Source organism: Salipiger sp. 1_MG-2023 (assembly GCF_030547555.1).
Classification (GTDB): domain Bacteria; phylum Pseudomonadota; class Alphaproteobacteria; order Rhodobacterales; family Rhodobacteraceae; genus Salipiger.
On record NZ_JAUOQN010000040.1, the window covers coordinates 1 to 14,930 of the forward strand.

Here is a 14,930-nt window from a genome sequence, read left to right on the forward strand (position 1 = left end):
CGGTCTGCTCATCCCCTCCAGTTATCGCACTGGATTCGCAAGGTGAATCCCTCACAGGCTTTGTGCAACAGAGCCCTCTGTGCCTTAAAATATGGTCGAATTTTGCTTCGCGTCCTACCCTCGCAGGCAATGGGAGCCGCGTTGAGGTAGGGCAAACAGCGGCAGATGCCAGTCAATGATGTCAGCGGCCTGTGTTGCACAAGGCCGCTCCCTGTCCAGACGCTTGGCTGGCTCGGTGCAAATCGCATGCAAACACCGGCATGTGTCAAACGCGCGACTTCTTCCCGAGATTCGACGTTTGGGAATCGCATGTCGCATGTCACCTTTCCCTACGTAAGTTGTTTCAGTTGGAAGGTTCGATATTTCCTTCACTTGTTTTCAGAAAGCCCTTTGAAGGTGGCGTCGTGGTTATGGGCGCTTTGCCCGCCGCGGTGTCACCTTATTACTAAGCTCGCTCTTCGGTGCCGCAGATTTCTGGCGGCAGCCGGGTGGTTTTTCGCCACTTTACCGGAGGGTCTCGATGTACCGGTCTGACAATTTGGTACAGGTGTTTGGTTGTGTTCAGGGCCGTCGTGGCCCTTGGGTCCGGACGCAGGCTCCCCGTCGGTGTCCGGACCCAGTACCCCCCCCGTGCAACCTGCTGCGCCACAGGGCAATCCAGCTTTTTCGATCCCGCCTGTTCCGACAAGGCTATTGACGGTCAGTCGGCCCACAGCGAGGCTATGGTGAAGCGAACGAAGCAGGATGTTTCCGCCGGTTTCCGAATGTCGCGGCGCGCCAGTTGATAGGGGAAGTACGTGCCAAACCGGCCTGACATCGACAAGACGCGGATGTCGCGCCGCAGCTTCCTGTATACCGCCACCGGCACCGTCGGCCTCAGCATCCTCGGCCTGCCGGGCGCTTCTGGCCAATCCGCAAACCCTGTGCCGCAGCCCAGCCCCCTGCCGGGGGTCGCGACGCAGCGCATCGAAGGGCTCGCCAAGGTCACCGGGCAAAAGATCTTTGCCCGCGACTTTCGTGCCAGAGACATGGACGGCTGGCCCGACCGGGAATGGCACGCAATGTATCTGCGCGCCCGCACTACTCAGCAGGCGTTTCTAGGCGTCGATCTGGCGCCCCTGCCGCCCGAGGCGCAGCCGGCGCGACTGGTGCTGGGCAGCGATCTCGACCCGGCGTTTTTCGACGCCCCGCTGCTGTTCCGGCGCGATCTGCACGTGGATGCGCGGCTGACAGCGCATCAGGCCAAGGCCGACGGCAGTTTCAACCAGCCTGACGGTCTGAACTTCGATCTGCTGGTGATGCCCGGCACGACGCCGAATTTCCTTGGGCAGGCGGTGGCCTTGCTGCTGTTCGACAGCCTTGCGGCCTATCGCGCCGCGCGCCGGTTTCTGGCAGGCGATGATGGCACCGTGCAGCGCTACGGCCCCGGCGATGGCCCGCAGGGCGCGCCCGCACCCGGCGCGCCGTTCCAGAGCCCGACGCTCTACGTCAAGGATGCGCAGTTCGACTACGCCAGCACCGACGCCGACAGCTACGAGCGCGAAGCACCGCAGGTGCAGCGCCGCATTCGCGCCGCGCTGGAGGCGGCCCCCGGCCTGCTCCGCCAGCCGATCCGCACCCGGATGCGCGCCATGGACCCGATGTTCATGGAACCCGAATCCGGGCTGGCCTGGATCGACCCGGCCAGCAACGCCTTGCAACTGGTGCTGGGCACCCAGTCACCCGACGGCGATCTGCACAATATCGCCGCGATGTTCGCCAGCAAAGGCTCTCCGGTGCCAAGGCTCGACGAGGTGACGCTGCACAGCTGCTATCCCGGTGGCGGTTTTGGCGGGCGCGACAGCTCGCCGTTTTCGCTGATGCTGGCGCTGGCGGTGGCCTTTGCCGATGGCAACCCGGTTCGGCTTGCCTATGACCGGTTCGAACAGTTTCGCGTCGGGCTCAAGCGTCACGCCGCCAGCGTCGAGGGCACGCTTTACGCCCACCCCGACATGACACTGGAAGCGATCCGGCTGGACATGGTGTTCGACGGCGGCGGGCGGCGCAACCTGTCGCCCTATGTCGCCTCGCTGGGCGCGCTTTGTGCCGGGGGCAGCTACCGCCTGCCCCTCGCCGACATCAACGCGCAGGCGCTGCACAGCGAAAACGTCTCGGGCGGCTCGCAGCGCGGCTTTGGCGGCCCGCAGGCCTATTTCGCCATCGAAACCGCGCTGGACGATCTGGCCGCCGCGCAGGGCTGGGACCCGGTGGCGCTGCGCCGCGCCAACCTCATCGAATTGGGCGACATCACGGTCACCGGCGGGCCGATCGAACAATCGCTGAGCCTGCCCGAGATGCTGGACATCGCCGAGGCCCATCCGCTCTGGCGCGAGCGCGCCGTGATCAAGGCCGCACATGCGGCGCAGGGGCGCAGCTATGGCACCGGGCTGGCGATGTCGATGCAGGCCTATGGCACCTCGGGCGATGGCATGGTGGCGGCGGTGCATCTGGCGCGCGACGGCAGCTTGCGGGTGGTGTCCGATGCCATCGACATGGGCAATGGCTCGGCCACCACGCTGGGGGTGGTGATCGGGCCGATCCTTGGCGCCAACGCTTCCGAGGTGAAAATGGGCGGGTACAGCCTGTTCGGCCAGACCGGGCTGAGCGATGATGGCGCCAATCCCGCGGGCTGGGACGATCCGATGTGGACGCAAAAGGGCACCGGGTCATCCTCGGCCTGCCTCACGGCGCTGCATCAGGTCGGCACGCTGCAGCAGACGGCGCAGGCGCTGCTGCGCGGTTCGGTGCTGGTGGCCGCCGCCGATCTGTGGGGCGCGCCTGCGGGCGATGCGCAGTGGCAGGGCGGCCGCCTGAGCGCGCCGGGGCGCAGGCCGCTGCCGCTGGCAGCGCTGGCGGCGCGGGTGCACGAGCTGGGCCTGCCGACCGGCGCGCTCGGGCATGGATATTTCCAGAACACATGGGCCGAGGCCGATTACGACACCCCCGGCGGCACAATGCGGCTGCAACTCGACGGGCTGGCCTATTATCATGGCGACAGCGCCACGCCGATCCCGCGCCGGAACGGGCGCTATCCCGCGCCCGAAACCGCCCGCTATGCGCGCTATGTCTGGGCACCCTGCATCAACGTGGTGGGGCTGACCGTCGATCACGGCACCGGCGCGGTGCGGATCGAAAACGTGCTGAGCGTGCTCAACGCCGGGCATATCCACGTGCCGCAGCTGGTGTCCGGGCAAAGCCAGGGCGGCGTGGCCATGGCCATCGGCTATACCCTCCTTGAAGACATGCCTCCCGGCATGGCCGGCCCGGCGGATGGCACATGGAACCTTCACCGCTACCACGTGGCGCGCGCCAACGACGTGCCGCTGGGCGGGCGCTATGCACCCGGCGGCCGGGCGCAAGAGCTGATCACGCTCGATCCGCCGCCGGGCAGCGCGCGCACCGGGCGGGGCATCGCCGAAGCGGTGATGTGCTCTGTGCCGCCGGCGATCTCCAACGCGCTGAGGGATGCGACGGGGGTGCGCTTTGCCGCGCTGCCGATCACGCCCGACAAGATCCTTGCGGGGTTGACGCCATGACCATCCGCCTGCGCGTCAACGGCACGCTGCACGATCTGCCCGATGCCCGCGGCACCGAGACGCTGCTGGATTTCCTGCATGACGATCTGAACCTGACCGGCACCAAACTGTGCTGCGGCATCGGCGTATGCCGGGCCTGCACCGTGCAGGTGGTCAAGCCACCAAGCCCTGCGCCGACGCCAATCATCAGCTGTTCGACCGCGCTGGCAACGCTGGATGGCGCGCAGGTCTCGACCATCGAATCCGTGGCGCGGGATGGCGTGCCGGACCCGGTGCAGCAGGCGTTCCTTGACCATTTCGCCTTTCAATGCGGCTATTGCGCCCCCGGCTTCGTGATGGCGGCGCGGATCTTTCTGCACGGGCTGGAAGCGCAGCCCATCCCGCCGGAGCAGATCGAAGACGCCATGCGCGCCGCCATCGGCACGCATATCTGCCGCTGCACCGGCTATGTGCGCTATTTTGAAGCCCTGCGCGCGCTTGCCATCGCGGCCAACGGCCAAGGGGCACCGCAGCGATGAAACATATCCTGAGCGCGATCATCGCCTTTGCGCTGGGGTTGGCCACGGTGCTGACCCTCGCCAACGAACAGACACCATCGGCAGTTTACGGGCAGGCCTGCAGCGCCGCCATCGGACCGATCCCCAGCTTTGATTGCGCCGAAGGCGTCGCCGTGCCGATCACAGTGAACGGGGTCGAGATCACCGACCACGTGCCGCAGAGCTGCGACCGCCCCGCCTTGCTTGACAATGGTCACGGGCCGGATGGGCAATGCGTGCCCTTCTCGCGCATCCTCAACCTGTCGACCAAGACGGCGCAGGTGTCGGTGATGTGCCGCCAGAAGGTGTTTCGCGGCGCAACCTCGACCGATTATGACGAGATCGATGTCATCGCCCACAACCCCGCCACCGGGGAGACCTGCTGGTTTCAGGCCAAGGGCGAGAGCGCGCCGGTCAGCGGCACCGCCGTGCCCTCGCCAACCGAGGCAAGCAGCGCCGCGTTCTGGGCCGCGCCGGAAACCGTGCTCGCCGATGGCTGCGGCACCTGCCACGACAATGATCCGTTCATGTATTCGCCCTTTGTCGGGCAAGTCTGGGACCACGTGCCGACCAATCCGCTGGGGCCTTATGCCCATGTCGACGCGGGGCTTGGCTTTGCGCGCTGGCCGACGCATCAGATGTCGCCGCGCGACAACACCTGCCTTGGATGCCACCGCATCGGCACCGGCGCGCTGACAGCGATGGATGGCGCCGCGCCGATGGACGATTTCGGCGGCAAGCCCGGAAGCTGCGGGCAGCTCGCGGCATGGATGACCGGCGCGCCCTTTCCCGGTGCCAACGCGGCGGCGCGCTCATGGCCGCTCAGCCATGCCATGCCGCCCGACATCGGCCTGAGCGAAGCAGCGTGGCGCGAGATCTACGGCGAGGCAATTGCGCAGGTTCAGACTTGCTGTGCCGAGCCGTCGCAGGCACAGTGCGTGGTAAGCAAGATATTGTCTTACCAGAAGGTTCCCGCCAGTCCATGAAGAATTCCGTGGCCTTTCCGCATTTGCAGAAAGCCAAGATGCTCACCGATCTGTCGCAGGACGACAAGGCAGATTTTCTCAACCGGTGCACCTCCCGCACCTACGAGTCCCCCGAGATCCTGTTGCATCAGGGCGCGCAATCTCCGGGGATCTTCCTCGTAGCGCATGGCCGGATCGACGTTCTGATGACCGGCCCACAAGGCGAGCAGACCTTGCTGGCCCATCTTGGCACCGGCGATACTGCCGGAGAGATCGAATGCATCTCGGGCGAGACCTGCATCGCGACGTGCCGGGCGCAGGCGCTGGCCACGGTGCTGTTCTGCCCGACTCAGGTGGTGTTCGAATTCCTGCGCGCGCCGCTGTTCATCCGCAACGTCGCCTCGGTGTTTCGCAGCCGCATGGCCGCCGACAACGCGGTCAAGGCGCTTGATCAGCACGGCTCGCTCGACCAGCGGCTGTTCCTGCGGCTGCGCACCCTGTGCGACGGCCGCGACCGGGTGCGGGCCAATCAGGCCCATCTGGCGGCCATTCTCGGCTGTTCGCGCCAGAGCGTGAACAAGGCGTTGGGCCGCCTGCGCGCCGACGGCATCATCGACGTGGCCAAGGGCGAGGTGCGTATCCTCAAGCCCGACTCGCTGCACGACACCCTCGCCGATCTGTCCGGCGACTGAGCCCGGCGTGGATCACCCGGCGGGGCGGCTGCGCAGGCTGTGCAGCAGCGCCTCGGCCTCCTGAATCAAAACCTCCGACAGGACAGAGGCGATGCGCGGCAGGCTGTGGCGCGCGTTGATCGCAAGCGAGATGGTCTGCGCGGCGGTGTTGCTGCCCGCCACCGGGATCGCGCGCATCTGCCCTGACAGCAGCTCTGGCGCCGCATCCATTTCCGAGGTCAGCGCCACATGCGCGCCCCCGATGACCAGTTGCTTGAGCAGTTGCAGCGAATTGGTCACCACCGGCGGCGGGCCGTCCTCGAACATCCACGAATGGCGCGCCTCGAGCATCCGGCGGATCGCCAGCGCCCGGCTTTGCACCGCGATGGGATAGGCGCGCACCTGCGCCAAGGTCACGCTGGGCTGCTGCGCCAGCGGATGCCCCGGCGCGAGCACGCAATACAGCGGCAGCCCCGCGCTCCACAGCACATGGATGTCGCGGCTCGGGCGCAGGTTGAAACACAGCGCCAGATCGCACTGACCGCTGTCCAGCAGTTCGGCCGCGCCGTCCGGGGTCGCGATCTCGACATCGACGCGCACCCTCGGGTACTCCCGCGCCACCGCCTTGAGAAAGCGCGGCACCAGCCCGTTGACCAGACTGTCCATCGCCACCAGCCGGACATGGCCGAAATCCACCCCCTGCATCTGCCGGATGTCCGACAGCAGGCGGGTTTCGTCTTCTTGCCAGCGCCGCGCGAGCAGAACGAACATTTCCCCGGCAGAGGTCAGCGTCATGCCGGTGGTCTGTCGGTCGAATAATTGCGTGCCAAGCCGATCTTCGATCAGCTTGATCTGCCGGTCGATGGCCGAGGCGGAAATCCGGATCGCCCGCGCGGCCGACTGGATCGCGCCATGTTCGGCCACCGCTTCGATATACAGCAACGATTTAGGAACCAGATACAGCGACATGGCGCCCCCCCGTCACCGCCGTGGCGGCCCATTCTAATTTATAGAACGCATGATTGCCCCTTATATCATGGATTGCAACGACAACCGCCCGCTATGGTCAAGCCAGATACCGCGACCAAGCCTATGGAATGTTTATGACACACCCTCTCGACATCCTGAACCACGCGCATCGCGACGACGCACTTGCGTTGCTTGCGCCGCTGGTCGAACGCTCTGCATGGGTCGCGCAGGACAGTCTGAGCGCGCGGCCTTTCGCCGACGACGCGGCAGTGGCGCAGGCGCTGGTCGAAACCATCCTGCTGTCGGGGGCCGAGCGCCGCCTTGCCATGTTCCGCGTTCACCCCGAGCTGGCCGGGCGCGAAGCGCTGGCCGGCGACATGACCCCCGCATCGACCGGCGAGCAGGCCCGCCTTGGCCTGATGTCGCTGGACCGGCGCGATGCACAGCGCCTGACCCGGCTGAATGCCGCCTATGGCGCGCGCTTTGGTCACCCGTTCATCATCGCGCTGCACCGGGTGCCCGATCTGGCCACGCTGTTCGACCTGTTCGAGCGCCGCGTGACTGCCTCGCCTATCGAAGAACACGTCTCAACCCTCGCCGAGATTGCCTCGGTGATCCGCGCCCGCGCCGCAGCGGCGTTTGCGCCCCTCCCCCACCACCGTCCTCAGGAGCACGCCCAATGAGCTTTGCACGCCCCCTTCTTACCGCCTCGGTCATCGCCCTGACCGCCAGTGTCGCCCACGCCGAAAAGATCCGCGTCGCGGGCAATTTCGCCACCGAACATTCCTCGTCGCTTGCCATGGTCAAGTTCGAGGAAGAGCTCGAGCGCCTGTCCGGCGGCGAGATCGAGGTCGATATCTTCCCCGCCCAGCAGCTTGGCGGCGCGGCCGAGAACGTTCAGGCCGTCAAGGTCGGCGCGATCGAACTGATGTGGGTCGGCACCGCCTACCTGACCCGCACCGTGCCCGAGCTCGAGATCATCGGCCTGCCCTTCCAGTTCCCCGACCGCGAGACGGCGTTCGAGATCGTCGATGGCCCGGTCGGCGCGGCGCTTGACGAAAAGATGGCCGAGGCCGGCATGACCTCGATGGGCTACATGGAGCTGGGCTTTCGCCAGCTGACCAACAACGCCCGCGCCATCGAGACGGTCGAGGATATCGAAGGCCTCAAGATCCGCCTTCAGCCCAACGAGACCCATCTTGCCACCTTCCGCGCCCTTGGGGCCAACCCGGTGGCGATGGATGTCAAAGAGCTGTATTCCGCGCTGGAACAGGGCGTGATCGACGGGCAGGAAAACCCGTTTGCGATCATCAACGTGGCCGGGTACGCCGAGGTGCAGAAATACGTCTCGAACACCGGGCATTTCTTTGATTTCATCTCGGTGGTCGGCAACAAGAAATGGGCCGACGGGCTGGATGACGACACCCGCGCGATGGTCTCCGAGGCCATGAATACCGCCATCGCCTATCAGCGCGAGCTTGCCGCCGAGCAGGACGCCGCCGGCCTGGCGATCCTTGAGGAAAAAGGCATGACCTATACGCCGGTCTCGGCCGCGCTGGCCGCCGAGCTTCGCGCAAAGACCGCTGGCGTTGCCGCCGACACCAAAGCCCGTCTCGACCCGGAGCTGGTGCAGCTTCTGGACACCGAGACCGCCAAAAGCGGCATGTAGCATGAGCGCAGATCGCATTCTGACCGCGATCCTCACGCGCGCCGACACCGGCGCGCGTGTTGCCGTCATGGCCGGGGCAGCGGCGATGGTCGCCGTCGTGTCGGCGCAGGTGGTGATGCGCTACGTCTTCAACGGCTCCTTTGACTGGGCCGACGAGGTCAGCCGCATCGCCTTCGTCTGGACCATGTTTCTGGCCATTCCGCTGGGCGTCCGCGACGGCACCCACGTCGGCATCGACCTTGTGGTCAAACTCTTGCCTGTGCCGCAGCGCCGCATGCTGGCCCGCATCATGAGCGCCCTTGCGGCGACGATGATGCTGGTGGTGCTCGTCACGTCGGTCTGGGTTGCGCTGTCCACATGGTCCGAACGGCTGGGATCGATCGACATGACCTCATCGGTGTTCTTCTTTCCGGTGATCCTTGGCGCGCTTCACGGGGCGCTGCACCTTGCCCATCTCACCCTCGTTCCGGCGGAGATCAAACCATGAGCCTGTTCGTCATTGTCAGCTTTCTGGTGCTGGCCTTTCTGGGCATGCCGCTTGCCTTTGCGCTGGGGGTGGCGGCGATCGCGGGGCTGTGGATGGCCGGGATCGACCTGCTGATGCTGCCGCCCCGGCTGATGAACGCGGTGAATTCCTTTCCGCTGATGTCGATTCCCCTGTTCATGATCGCCGGAGAGCTGATGCTCAAGGGCGGCATCATGGACCGTCTGGTCGATTTCGCCAACGCCTTCATCGGGCGGATGCGCGGCGGGCTGGCGCAGGTGGCCATCGTGTCGGGGGCCGGGTTGGCATCGGTGTCGGGGGCGGCGGTTGCCGATGCCTCGGCCCTGTCCTCGACGCTGGTGCCATCGCTGCGCAAGCAATACGGGCTGGGGTTTTCAACCGGCGTGGTGGCGGCGGCGGCCAACCTCGGGCCGATCATCCCGCCATCGGGGGCGATGATCGTCTATGCCTTCATGGCGGGATCGTCGGTCAGCGTTGGCGGCATGTTCATGTCGGGCGTGGTGCCGGGGCTGATCCTGTTCGCGACCTTCATGGTGCTGTGCTGGCTGATCGCGTGGAAACGCAACTACCCGCTGGCGGGCGCGCCGTTTTCGCTGGCCCATGTGGCGCGGGAATTGCGCCGCAGCATCATCGTGTTCCTGATGCCGGTGGTGGTGATCGGCGGCATCGTGGCCGGTGCGTTCACCCCCACCGAAGGCGCCGCCATCGGGGTGTGTTACGCGCTGTTCCTCGGCTTTTTCGTGACGCGCAAGCTGCGCATCGCCGATCTGCCCGAGGTGCTGCTGACCGCCGCCAAGACCTCGGCGCTGGTGGCGGCGATGATCGCCTTTGCCTCGACGGTGACCTTCCTGTTCACCATCGACATGCTGCCGTTCAAGCTGGCGGCGCTGCTTCAGGGCGTGACGGACAGCCCGTTCGTGTTCCTCTGCCTCGTGGCCCTGATGCTGCTGGTGGTCGGCATGTTTCTGGAATCCAACGCCGCCTACATCATGCTGGTGCCGCTGTTCCATCCCATCGCGATCACCTACGGCATCGATCCGCTGCACTTTGGCTTTCTGTTCGTGCTGAACCTCGTCATCGGAATGCTGACGCCCCCGGTCGGCGTGGTGCTGTTCGTGGTGACCGGCATCACCGGGGTAAAGATGGGAGAGCTGGTGCGGGAAAGCTGGCCCTTCATCGCCGCCATGTACGCGGTGCTGCTGCTGTGCATGCTGGTCCCCGGCGTGGTGACATGGCTGCCGGACCGGATGGGGTATTGATGCGGCCTGCGCTGCCGCCAAGGGATGCCGGGCACTAACCTGCCCGGCATCAGATCCGCCAGACCCTCCGGCACAGCGCGTCGATGCCAGCGTGAAGCGCCAGCGTCAGCACCGCCAGAACGATGAGCGCGGCGAACATCAGGTCGATCTTGGCACGCCCGTTGGCGAGCAGCATCAGATAGCCCAGCCCCTGCGACGCCCCGACCCATTCGCCGATGATCGCCCCGATCGGCGCATAGACCGCCGCCAGCCGCAGCCCCGAGCCAAAGCCCGGCAGCGCCGCCGGAACCCGGATGCGCCAAAGCGTGCGCAGCGGCGAGGCGCCCATCACCCGCGCCAGTTCCAGCCAGCCCGGCGGCGTGCGGATCAGCGCGTCGAAGAAGGCCGAGGTCACGGGGAAATAGATGATCAGCAGCGCCATGGCGATCTTTGACACCATGCCATAGCCCAGCCACAGCGTCAGGATCGGCGCCAGCGCGAACACCGGGATTGCCTGACTGAACACCAGCATCGGGCGCAGCACCGCCCGCGCCGCCGCCGAACCGGCCAGAACGATTGCGGTGACAAATCCCGCCGCGGCGCCAAGGCCAAGGCCGATCAGCACTTCGGCCAGCGTGACCAGCGCATGATGGGCAATCAGCGCCCAGCTGTGCCACAGCGTCGAGAACACCAGCAGCGGGCCGGGCAGGATGAACCGTGGCAGATCGCCCAGCTGAACCAGCGCCTGCCAGACAAGGCACCCCAGCACGATCAGCGCCGCAATGCGCAAAACCCGGCTCATGCGGGCATCATCAGCAAGCGCTGCAAATGGCCCTGAAACACCAGCGTTTCGCAGGCATCATGTGGCCGTGGCGCCGGGGCGGCGGGGGGCGCGATGCTGCGCATGCCCTGCTCTGTCATCAGCAATACCTGCTCGCCAAGCCGCGCCGCCTCGAGCGTGTCATGGGTGACATGCAGCACGGTGCGCCCGGCCAGAAGCGCCGCCGCGAGATCCTGCATCTGCGCCCGCGCGCGGGCGTCCAGCGCCGAAAACGGCTCGTCCAAAAGCACCACCGGGCGGTCTTCCATCAGCGTGCGGGCCAGCGCCACGCGCTGGCGTTGCCCGCCCGACAGCGCATCGGGACGCTTGCTGGTATGCGCGGCCAGCCCGACGCGGCGCAACAGCTCTGCCGCGCGCATCTTGTCGGCAGGCGCGCCGCGCAGCCGCGCACCAAGCGTGACATTGCCAACAAGATCGAGCCATGGCAGCAGCAGATCGCCCTGCGCCATCAGCGCGACCCGCCCCGTCAGCGGCTGCCCGTCATCGGCACCAAGCCTGCCGTCGAACACCACGCCCTCGCCCAGCCCCGCCAGCAAGCGCAGGATGCTCGATTTGCCCACCCCCGAGGGGCCAAGCAGACAGGTCCATGCCCCCGCCGGCGCATCAAGCGTTACCGGCCCGAACAGCCTTGCCGCGCCGATATGCGCGCTGCCCGACAGGTGCAGGCCGGTGATGCTCATGGCGCGCCCGGATCAATCGCAAGGCGCGACACCGGGCGGGTGCCCTCGACCAGCCCCGCCTCTGCCAGAAACGCCTCGAACCGCGTATAGCGCCCAGCGTCCAGCGCCTCGGGGCGCAGCGCAAAGCGCGGCACGGTGTCGGCCCAGGCAAGTTCGTTCAGCTGGTCCTGAAGTTCTGCCGAAGTGGCGGCAAAGATCTCCCAGCCTTGCTGCGGGTGGTTGACGATATACTGCGTTGCCTTTTCGGTCGCGGCCAGAAAGCGGCGGATCATGTTTTTGTCCATGTGCTCTGGGTTGGCGACGTAGATCAATTCGTCATAGGTCGGCACGCCCTCTTCCTCGGGGTAGAAACAGCGCCCGGCGATCCCTTCGATCTGCATCTGGTTCAGCTCGAAATTGCGGAAGGCCCCGATGACCGCATCGACCTGCCCCGACATCAGCGCCGGCGACAGCGACCAGTTCACGTTGACCAGCTCGACATCGTCCAGCGTCAGCCCCTCCTGCCCCAGCATCGCCGAAAGCAACGCCTCTTCGACGCCGGCCACCGAAAAGCCGATCTTGCGGTCCCTGAGGTCGGACAGGGCGTCGATCGGGCCATCCTCGAGCACCAGCAGGCAGTTCAGCGGCGTGGCCACCAGCGTGCCGACGCGGATCAACGGCATGCCCTCGGCAACTTGCAGGTGCAGCTGCGGCTGGTAGGAAATCGCAAGATCGGCCTGCCCGGCGGCCACCATCTTGGGCGGGTCGGACGGATCGGCGGGGGCGATCACCTCGACCTCCAGCCCCTGTTCGGCGAAATAGCCGTTTTCCTGCGCGATGATGATCGGGCCATGGTCGGGGTTCACGAACCAGTCGAGCATGACGGTCATGTGGTCCTGCGCGGCGGCGGGCGTGGCAAGCAGCGCCAGCGCCGCAAGCGCCGGTTTCAGTCGGTTGATCATGCGGGGTCTCCATCGGATGTGCCAAGGGCAACAAGGGTGATGTCTCCGTCCCAGATGCGGGACAGGCGGTCGGCGGCCTGCCAAGCGCGCAGGCCAGAGCGGCAGCACAGCACGGCGCGCTGGCCGGGGGCCGGCACCGGGCCATCCGGGCCGAATGCCTCCACCGTCAGGCGCCGGGCAAATGGGCGCAGCAGCGGCGCCTCGCCTTCGGCGCGCAGGTCGATCAGGAAATCCCCCGGGGTGATCTGCGCGGGCGCGATAAAGCGCGGGCCATGCGCTGGCTCCGGCGCACCGGCAAAGCCAAAGCCGCCAAAGCGCAGGCCAAGCGCTTCGAACGTCACCAGTTGCCCCAGCGGCGAGGGCACCAGCCCGGCGATCACCGCCAGCGCCATCTGCGCCTGCAGCGCGCCGATGACGCCGACAGCCGGGCCAAGCACCCCGTCTTCGGCGCAAGATCCGCCGCGCTGTGGCAAATCGGGAAACACCGCCCGCAAGCTGGGCGCGCCGCCGCAAAAGCCGCCGACATGTCCGGTGGTGCCCACCACCGAGGCGCTGATCAGCGGCAGGCCAAGATCGCGGCAGGTGTCGGACAGGATGTAGCTGACCGCAAAGCTGTCGGCGCAATCCAGCACCACCGTCATGCCCGCGCAAAGCGCCACCGCGTTCTGCGGCCCCAAGGCGCCGACAATCGGCTCGGCGGCGCAATCGGGGTTGAGCCCGCGCACCGCCCCTGCGGCGACCTCGGCCTTGGGCTGGCCTATGTCCGCCTCGCGGAACAGGGTCTGGCGGTGCAGGTTGCTTTGCTCGACGCGGTCGGGGTCGATCAGCCGCAGCTGCCCCGCCCCTGCCCCGGCAAGATATTGCAGCACCGGCGCCGCAAGCCCGCCTGCGCCGACCACCAGCACCCGCGCGCCGCGCAGCCGCGCCTGCCCCTGTGGCCCCAGCTCGGGCACCGCGATCTGGCGCGCATAGCGGCTCATCGCGTCACCTCGAGCCATTGGCCGATCCGTGCCTCGGGATCGTCGCACAGCGTGATGTCGGTCACCGCCGAGACGATATCGGCCCCCGCGGCAAACGCCCCCGGCGCGCGCGCCACGCTCATCCCGCCGATGGCGACAAGCGGCACCGCGCCGACAAGACGCTTCCATTCGGTCAAGCGGTCCAGCCCCTGCTGCTGCCATTTCATCTGCTTGAGGATCGTCGGATAGACCGGGCCGAGCGCCACGTAATCCGGGGCCAAGGCAAGCGCCCGGTCAAGTTCGCTGTGGTCATGGGTGCTGATCCCCAGCCGCAGCCCCGCCCGGCGGATCGCCGAAAGATCGGCGGTGTCGAGATCTTCCTGCCCAAGATGTAGCCAGTCGCAGCCAGCCTCGATCGCCGCGCGCCAGTGATCGTTGACCACCAGCACCGCGCCATGCTGTCGGCACAGCGCCTGCGCCTTGCTCACCAGCGGCAAAAGCGCGGCCTCGCTTTGATCCTTGACGCGCAGCTGCACCAGCTTGACCCCAAGCGGCAGCGCCCGTTCCAGCCACTCGAGGCTGTCGAAGATCGGATAGAACCTGTCCAGCGTCATGACAGGAACGCCTTGCCGATCAGCGGAGTCGAGGGGGCAGCCATGTCGCGCGGCTCCATCGGGTCGGCCTCATGGGCCAGCCGTCCGGCCTGCACCGCGCGGGCAAAGGCATCGGCCATGCCCGCCGGGTCGCCCGCACGCGCCACGGCGGTGTTGAGCAGGACAGCGTCAAAGCCCATTTCCATCGCCATCGCCGCCTGACTGGGCAGGCCCAGCCCCGCATCGACCACCATCGGCACATCGGGAAACTGCGCGCGCAGGCAGCGCAGCCCGTAGATATTGGTCAGCCCAAGCCCAGAGCCGATGGGCGCGCCCCATGGCATCAGCACCTCGCATCCCGCGTTCAACAGCCGGTCGGCGAGCACCAGATCCTCGGTGGTGTAGGGGAACACCTTGAAGCCGTCGTCGCACAGGATGCGCGCCGCCTCGAGCAGCGCAAAGGGATCGGGCTGCAAGGTGTCGGCATGGCCGATGACCTCGAGCTTGATCCACGACGTGTCGAACAGCTCGCGCGCCATATGCGCCGTGGTCACCGCCTCGCGTGCCGAATGGCAGCCCGCCGTATTGGGCAGCAAGGCCACGCCCAGATCGCGCACCAGATCCCAGAACGCCGCGCCAGCCCGCTCGCCCCCCGCCTCGCGGCGCACCGAGACCGTGGCGATGCCCGCGCCAGAGCGCCGGAACGCCTCGGCCAGCACGCTGGGCGAGGGATATTGCGCCGTGCCCAGCATCAGGCGCGAGGCGATGTCGGTTCCGTAAAGCTGCAT

Annotated in this window: 15 protein-coding genes; 8 read left to right on the forward strand and 7 right to left on the reverse strand. The window is 66.9% G+C overall.

Translation table 11 applies throughout. The annotated features are described in order from the left end of the window. The first annotated feature begins 797 nt into the window (after window positions 1–797). Genes Q4543_RS16880 through Q4543_RS16895 form a run of 4 tightly spaced genes read left to right on the forward strand, consistent with a single transcriptional unit; the run spans window position 798 to window position 5,768 of the window. Window positions 798–3,575 carry a xanthine dehydrogenase family protein molybdopterin-binding subunit gene (locus Q4543_RS16880; RefSeq protein WP_303440150.1) on the forward strand — a complete coding sequence of 926 codons (2,778 nt, stop codon included), beginning with the start codon at window positions 798–800 and terminating at the stop codon, window positions 3,573–3,575. Next, window positions 3,572–4,093 carry a (2Fe-2S)-binding protein gene (locus Q4543_RS16885; RefSeq protein WP_303440153.1) on the forward strand — a complete coding sequence of 174 codons (522 nt, stop codon included), beginning with the start codon at window positions 3,572–3,574 and terminating at the stop codon, window positions 4,091–4,093. The genes Q4543_RS16880 and Q4543_RS16885 overlap by 4 nt, the downstream gene beginning before the upstream one ends. After that, window positions 4,090–5,097 (forward strand): hypothetical protein, encoded by a 1,008-nt coding sequence (locus Q4543_RS16890; RefSeq protein ID WP_303440156.1) that lies wholly within the window; start codon window positions 4,090–4,092, stop codon window positions 5,095–5,097. Before Q4543_RS16885 ends, Q4543_RS16890 begins: the two co-directional genes overlap by 4 nt. Next, entirely contained in the window at window positions 5,094–5,768 is a 675-nt protein-coding gene (locus tag Q4543_RS16895; RefSeq protein ID WP_303440159.1) for a Crp/Fnr family transcriptional regulator, read from the forward strand. Before Q4543_RS16890 ends, Q4543_RS16895 begins: the two co-directional genes overlap by 4 nt. 12 nt (window positions 5,769–5,780) lie before the next feature. Here Q4543_RS16895 and Q4543_RS16900 read toward each other — a convergent pair whose 3' ends face one another. Further along, window positions 5,781–6,716, reverse strand: coding sequence for a LysR family transcriptional regulator (locus tag Q4543_RS16900; RefSeq protein WP_303440162.1), 936 nt, complete (start codon window positions 6,714–6,716; stop codon window positions 5,781–5,783). Window positions 6,717–6,850: 134 nt separating this feature from the next. Between Q4543_RS16900 and uraD the strand changes: the two genes are divergently transcribed. Genes uraD through Q4543_RS16920 form a run of 4 tightly spaced genes read left to right on the forward strand, consistent with a single transcriptional unit; the run spans window position 6,851 to window position 10,149 of the window. Further along, window positions 6,851–7,399, forward strand: coding sequence for a 2-oxo-4-hydroxy-4-carboxy-5-ureidoimidazoline decarboxylase (gene uraD / locus Q4543_RS16905; RefSeq protein WP_303440165.1), 549 nt, complete (start codon window positions 6,851–6,853; stop codon window positions 7,397–7,399). After that, window positions 7,396–8,385, forward strand: coding sequence for a TRAP transporter substrate-binding protein (locus Q4543_RS16910; protein ID WP_303440167.1), 990 nt, complete (start codon window positions 7,396–7,398; stop codon window positions 8,383–8,385). The genes uraD and Q4543_RS16910 overlap by 4 nt, the downstream gene beginning before the upstream one ends. Window position 8,386: 1 nt before the next feature. Beyond that, window positions 8,387–8,872 (forward strand): TRAP transporter small permease, encoded by a 486-nt coding sequence (locus Q4543_RS16915; RefSeq protein ID WP_303440170.1) that lies wholly within the window; start codon window positions 8,387–8,389, stop codon window positions 8,870–8,872. Next, the gene (locus tag Q4543_RS16920) at window positions 8,869–10,149 is read left to right on the forward strand and encodes a TRAP transporter large permease (protein WP_303440174.1); all 1,281 of its coding nucleotides are present in this window, start codon (window positions 8,869–8,871) and stop codon (window positions 10,147–10,149) included. The genes Q4543_RS16915 and Q4543_RS16920 overlap by 4 nt, the downstream gene beginning before the upstream one ends. 49 nt (window positions 10,150–10,198) lie before the next feature. Here the strand turns inward: Q4543_RS16920 and Q4543_RS16925 are convergent, their stop codons facing one another. From Q4543_RS16925 to Q4543_RS16950, 6 genes are read right to left on the reverse strand one after another with little or no spacing between them, the layout of a single operon-like run. Next, entirely contained in the window at window positions 10,199–10,930 is a 732-nt protein-coding gene (locus tag Q4543_RS16925; RefSeq protein WP_303440177.1) for an ABC transporter permease, read from the reverse strand. After that, on the reverse strand, window positions 10,927–11,649 hold the full coding sequence (locus tag Q4543_RS16930; RefSeq protein ID WP_303440180.1) for an ABC transporter ATP-binding protein: 723 nt from the start codon (window positions 11,647–11,649) through the stop codon (window positions 10,927–10,929). The genes Q4543_RS16925 and Q4543_RS16930 overlap by 4 nt, the downstream gene beginning before the upstream one ends. Further along, window positions 11,646–12,578: an ABC transporter substrate-binding protein gene (locus Q4543_RS16935; protein WP_303440267.1), complete on the reverse strand. Its 933-nt coding sequence runs from the start codon at window positions 12,576–12,578 to the stop codon at window positions 11,646–11,648. The genes Q4543_RS16930 and Q4543_RS16935 overlap by 4 nt, the downstream gene beginning before the upstream one ends. A gap of 8 nt (window positions 12,579–12,586) precedes the next feature. Beyond that, window positions 12,587–13,570 (reverse strand): HesA/MoeB/ThiF family protein, encoded by a 984-nt coding sequence (locus tag Q4543_RS16940; protein ID WP_303440182.1) that lies wholly within the window; start codon window positions 13,568–13,570, stop codon window positions 12,587–12,589. Continuing rightward, a complete protein-coding gene (locus Q4543_RS16945; RefSeq protein WP_216002476.1) occupies window positions 13,567–14,163 on the reverse strand; it encodes a thiamine phosphate synthase in 597 nt (198 codons plus the stop codon). Before Q4543_RS16945 ends, Q4543_RS16940 begins: the two co-directional genes overlap by 4 nt. After that, window positions 14,160–14,930: a thiazole synthase gene (locus Q4543_RS16950; protein WP_303440188.1), complete on the reverse strand. Its 771-nt coding sequence runs from the start codon at window positions 14,928–14,930 to the stop codon at window positions 14,160–14,162. Before Q4543_RS16950 ends, Q4543_RS16945 begins: the two co-directional genes overlap by 4 nt.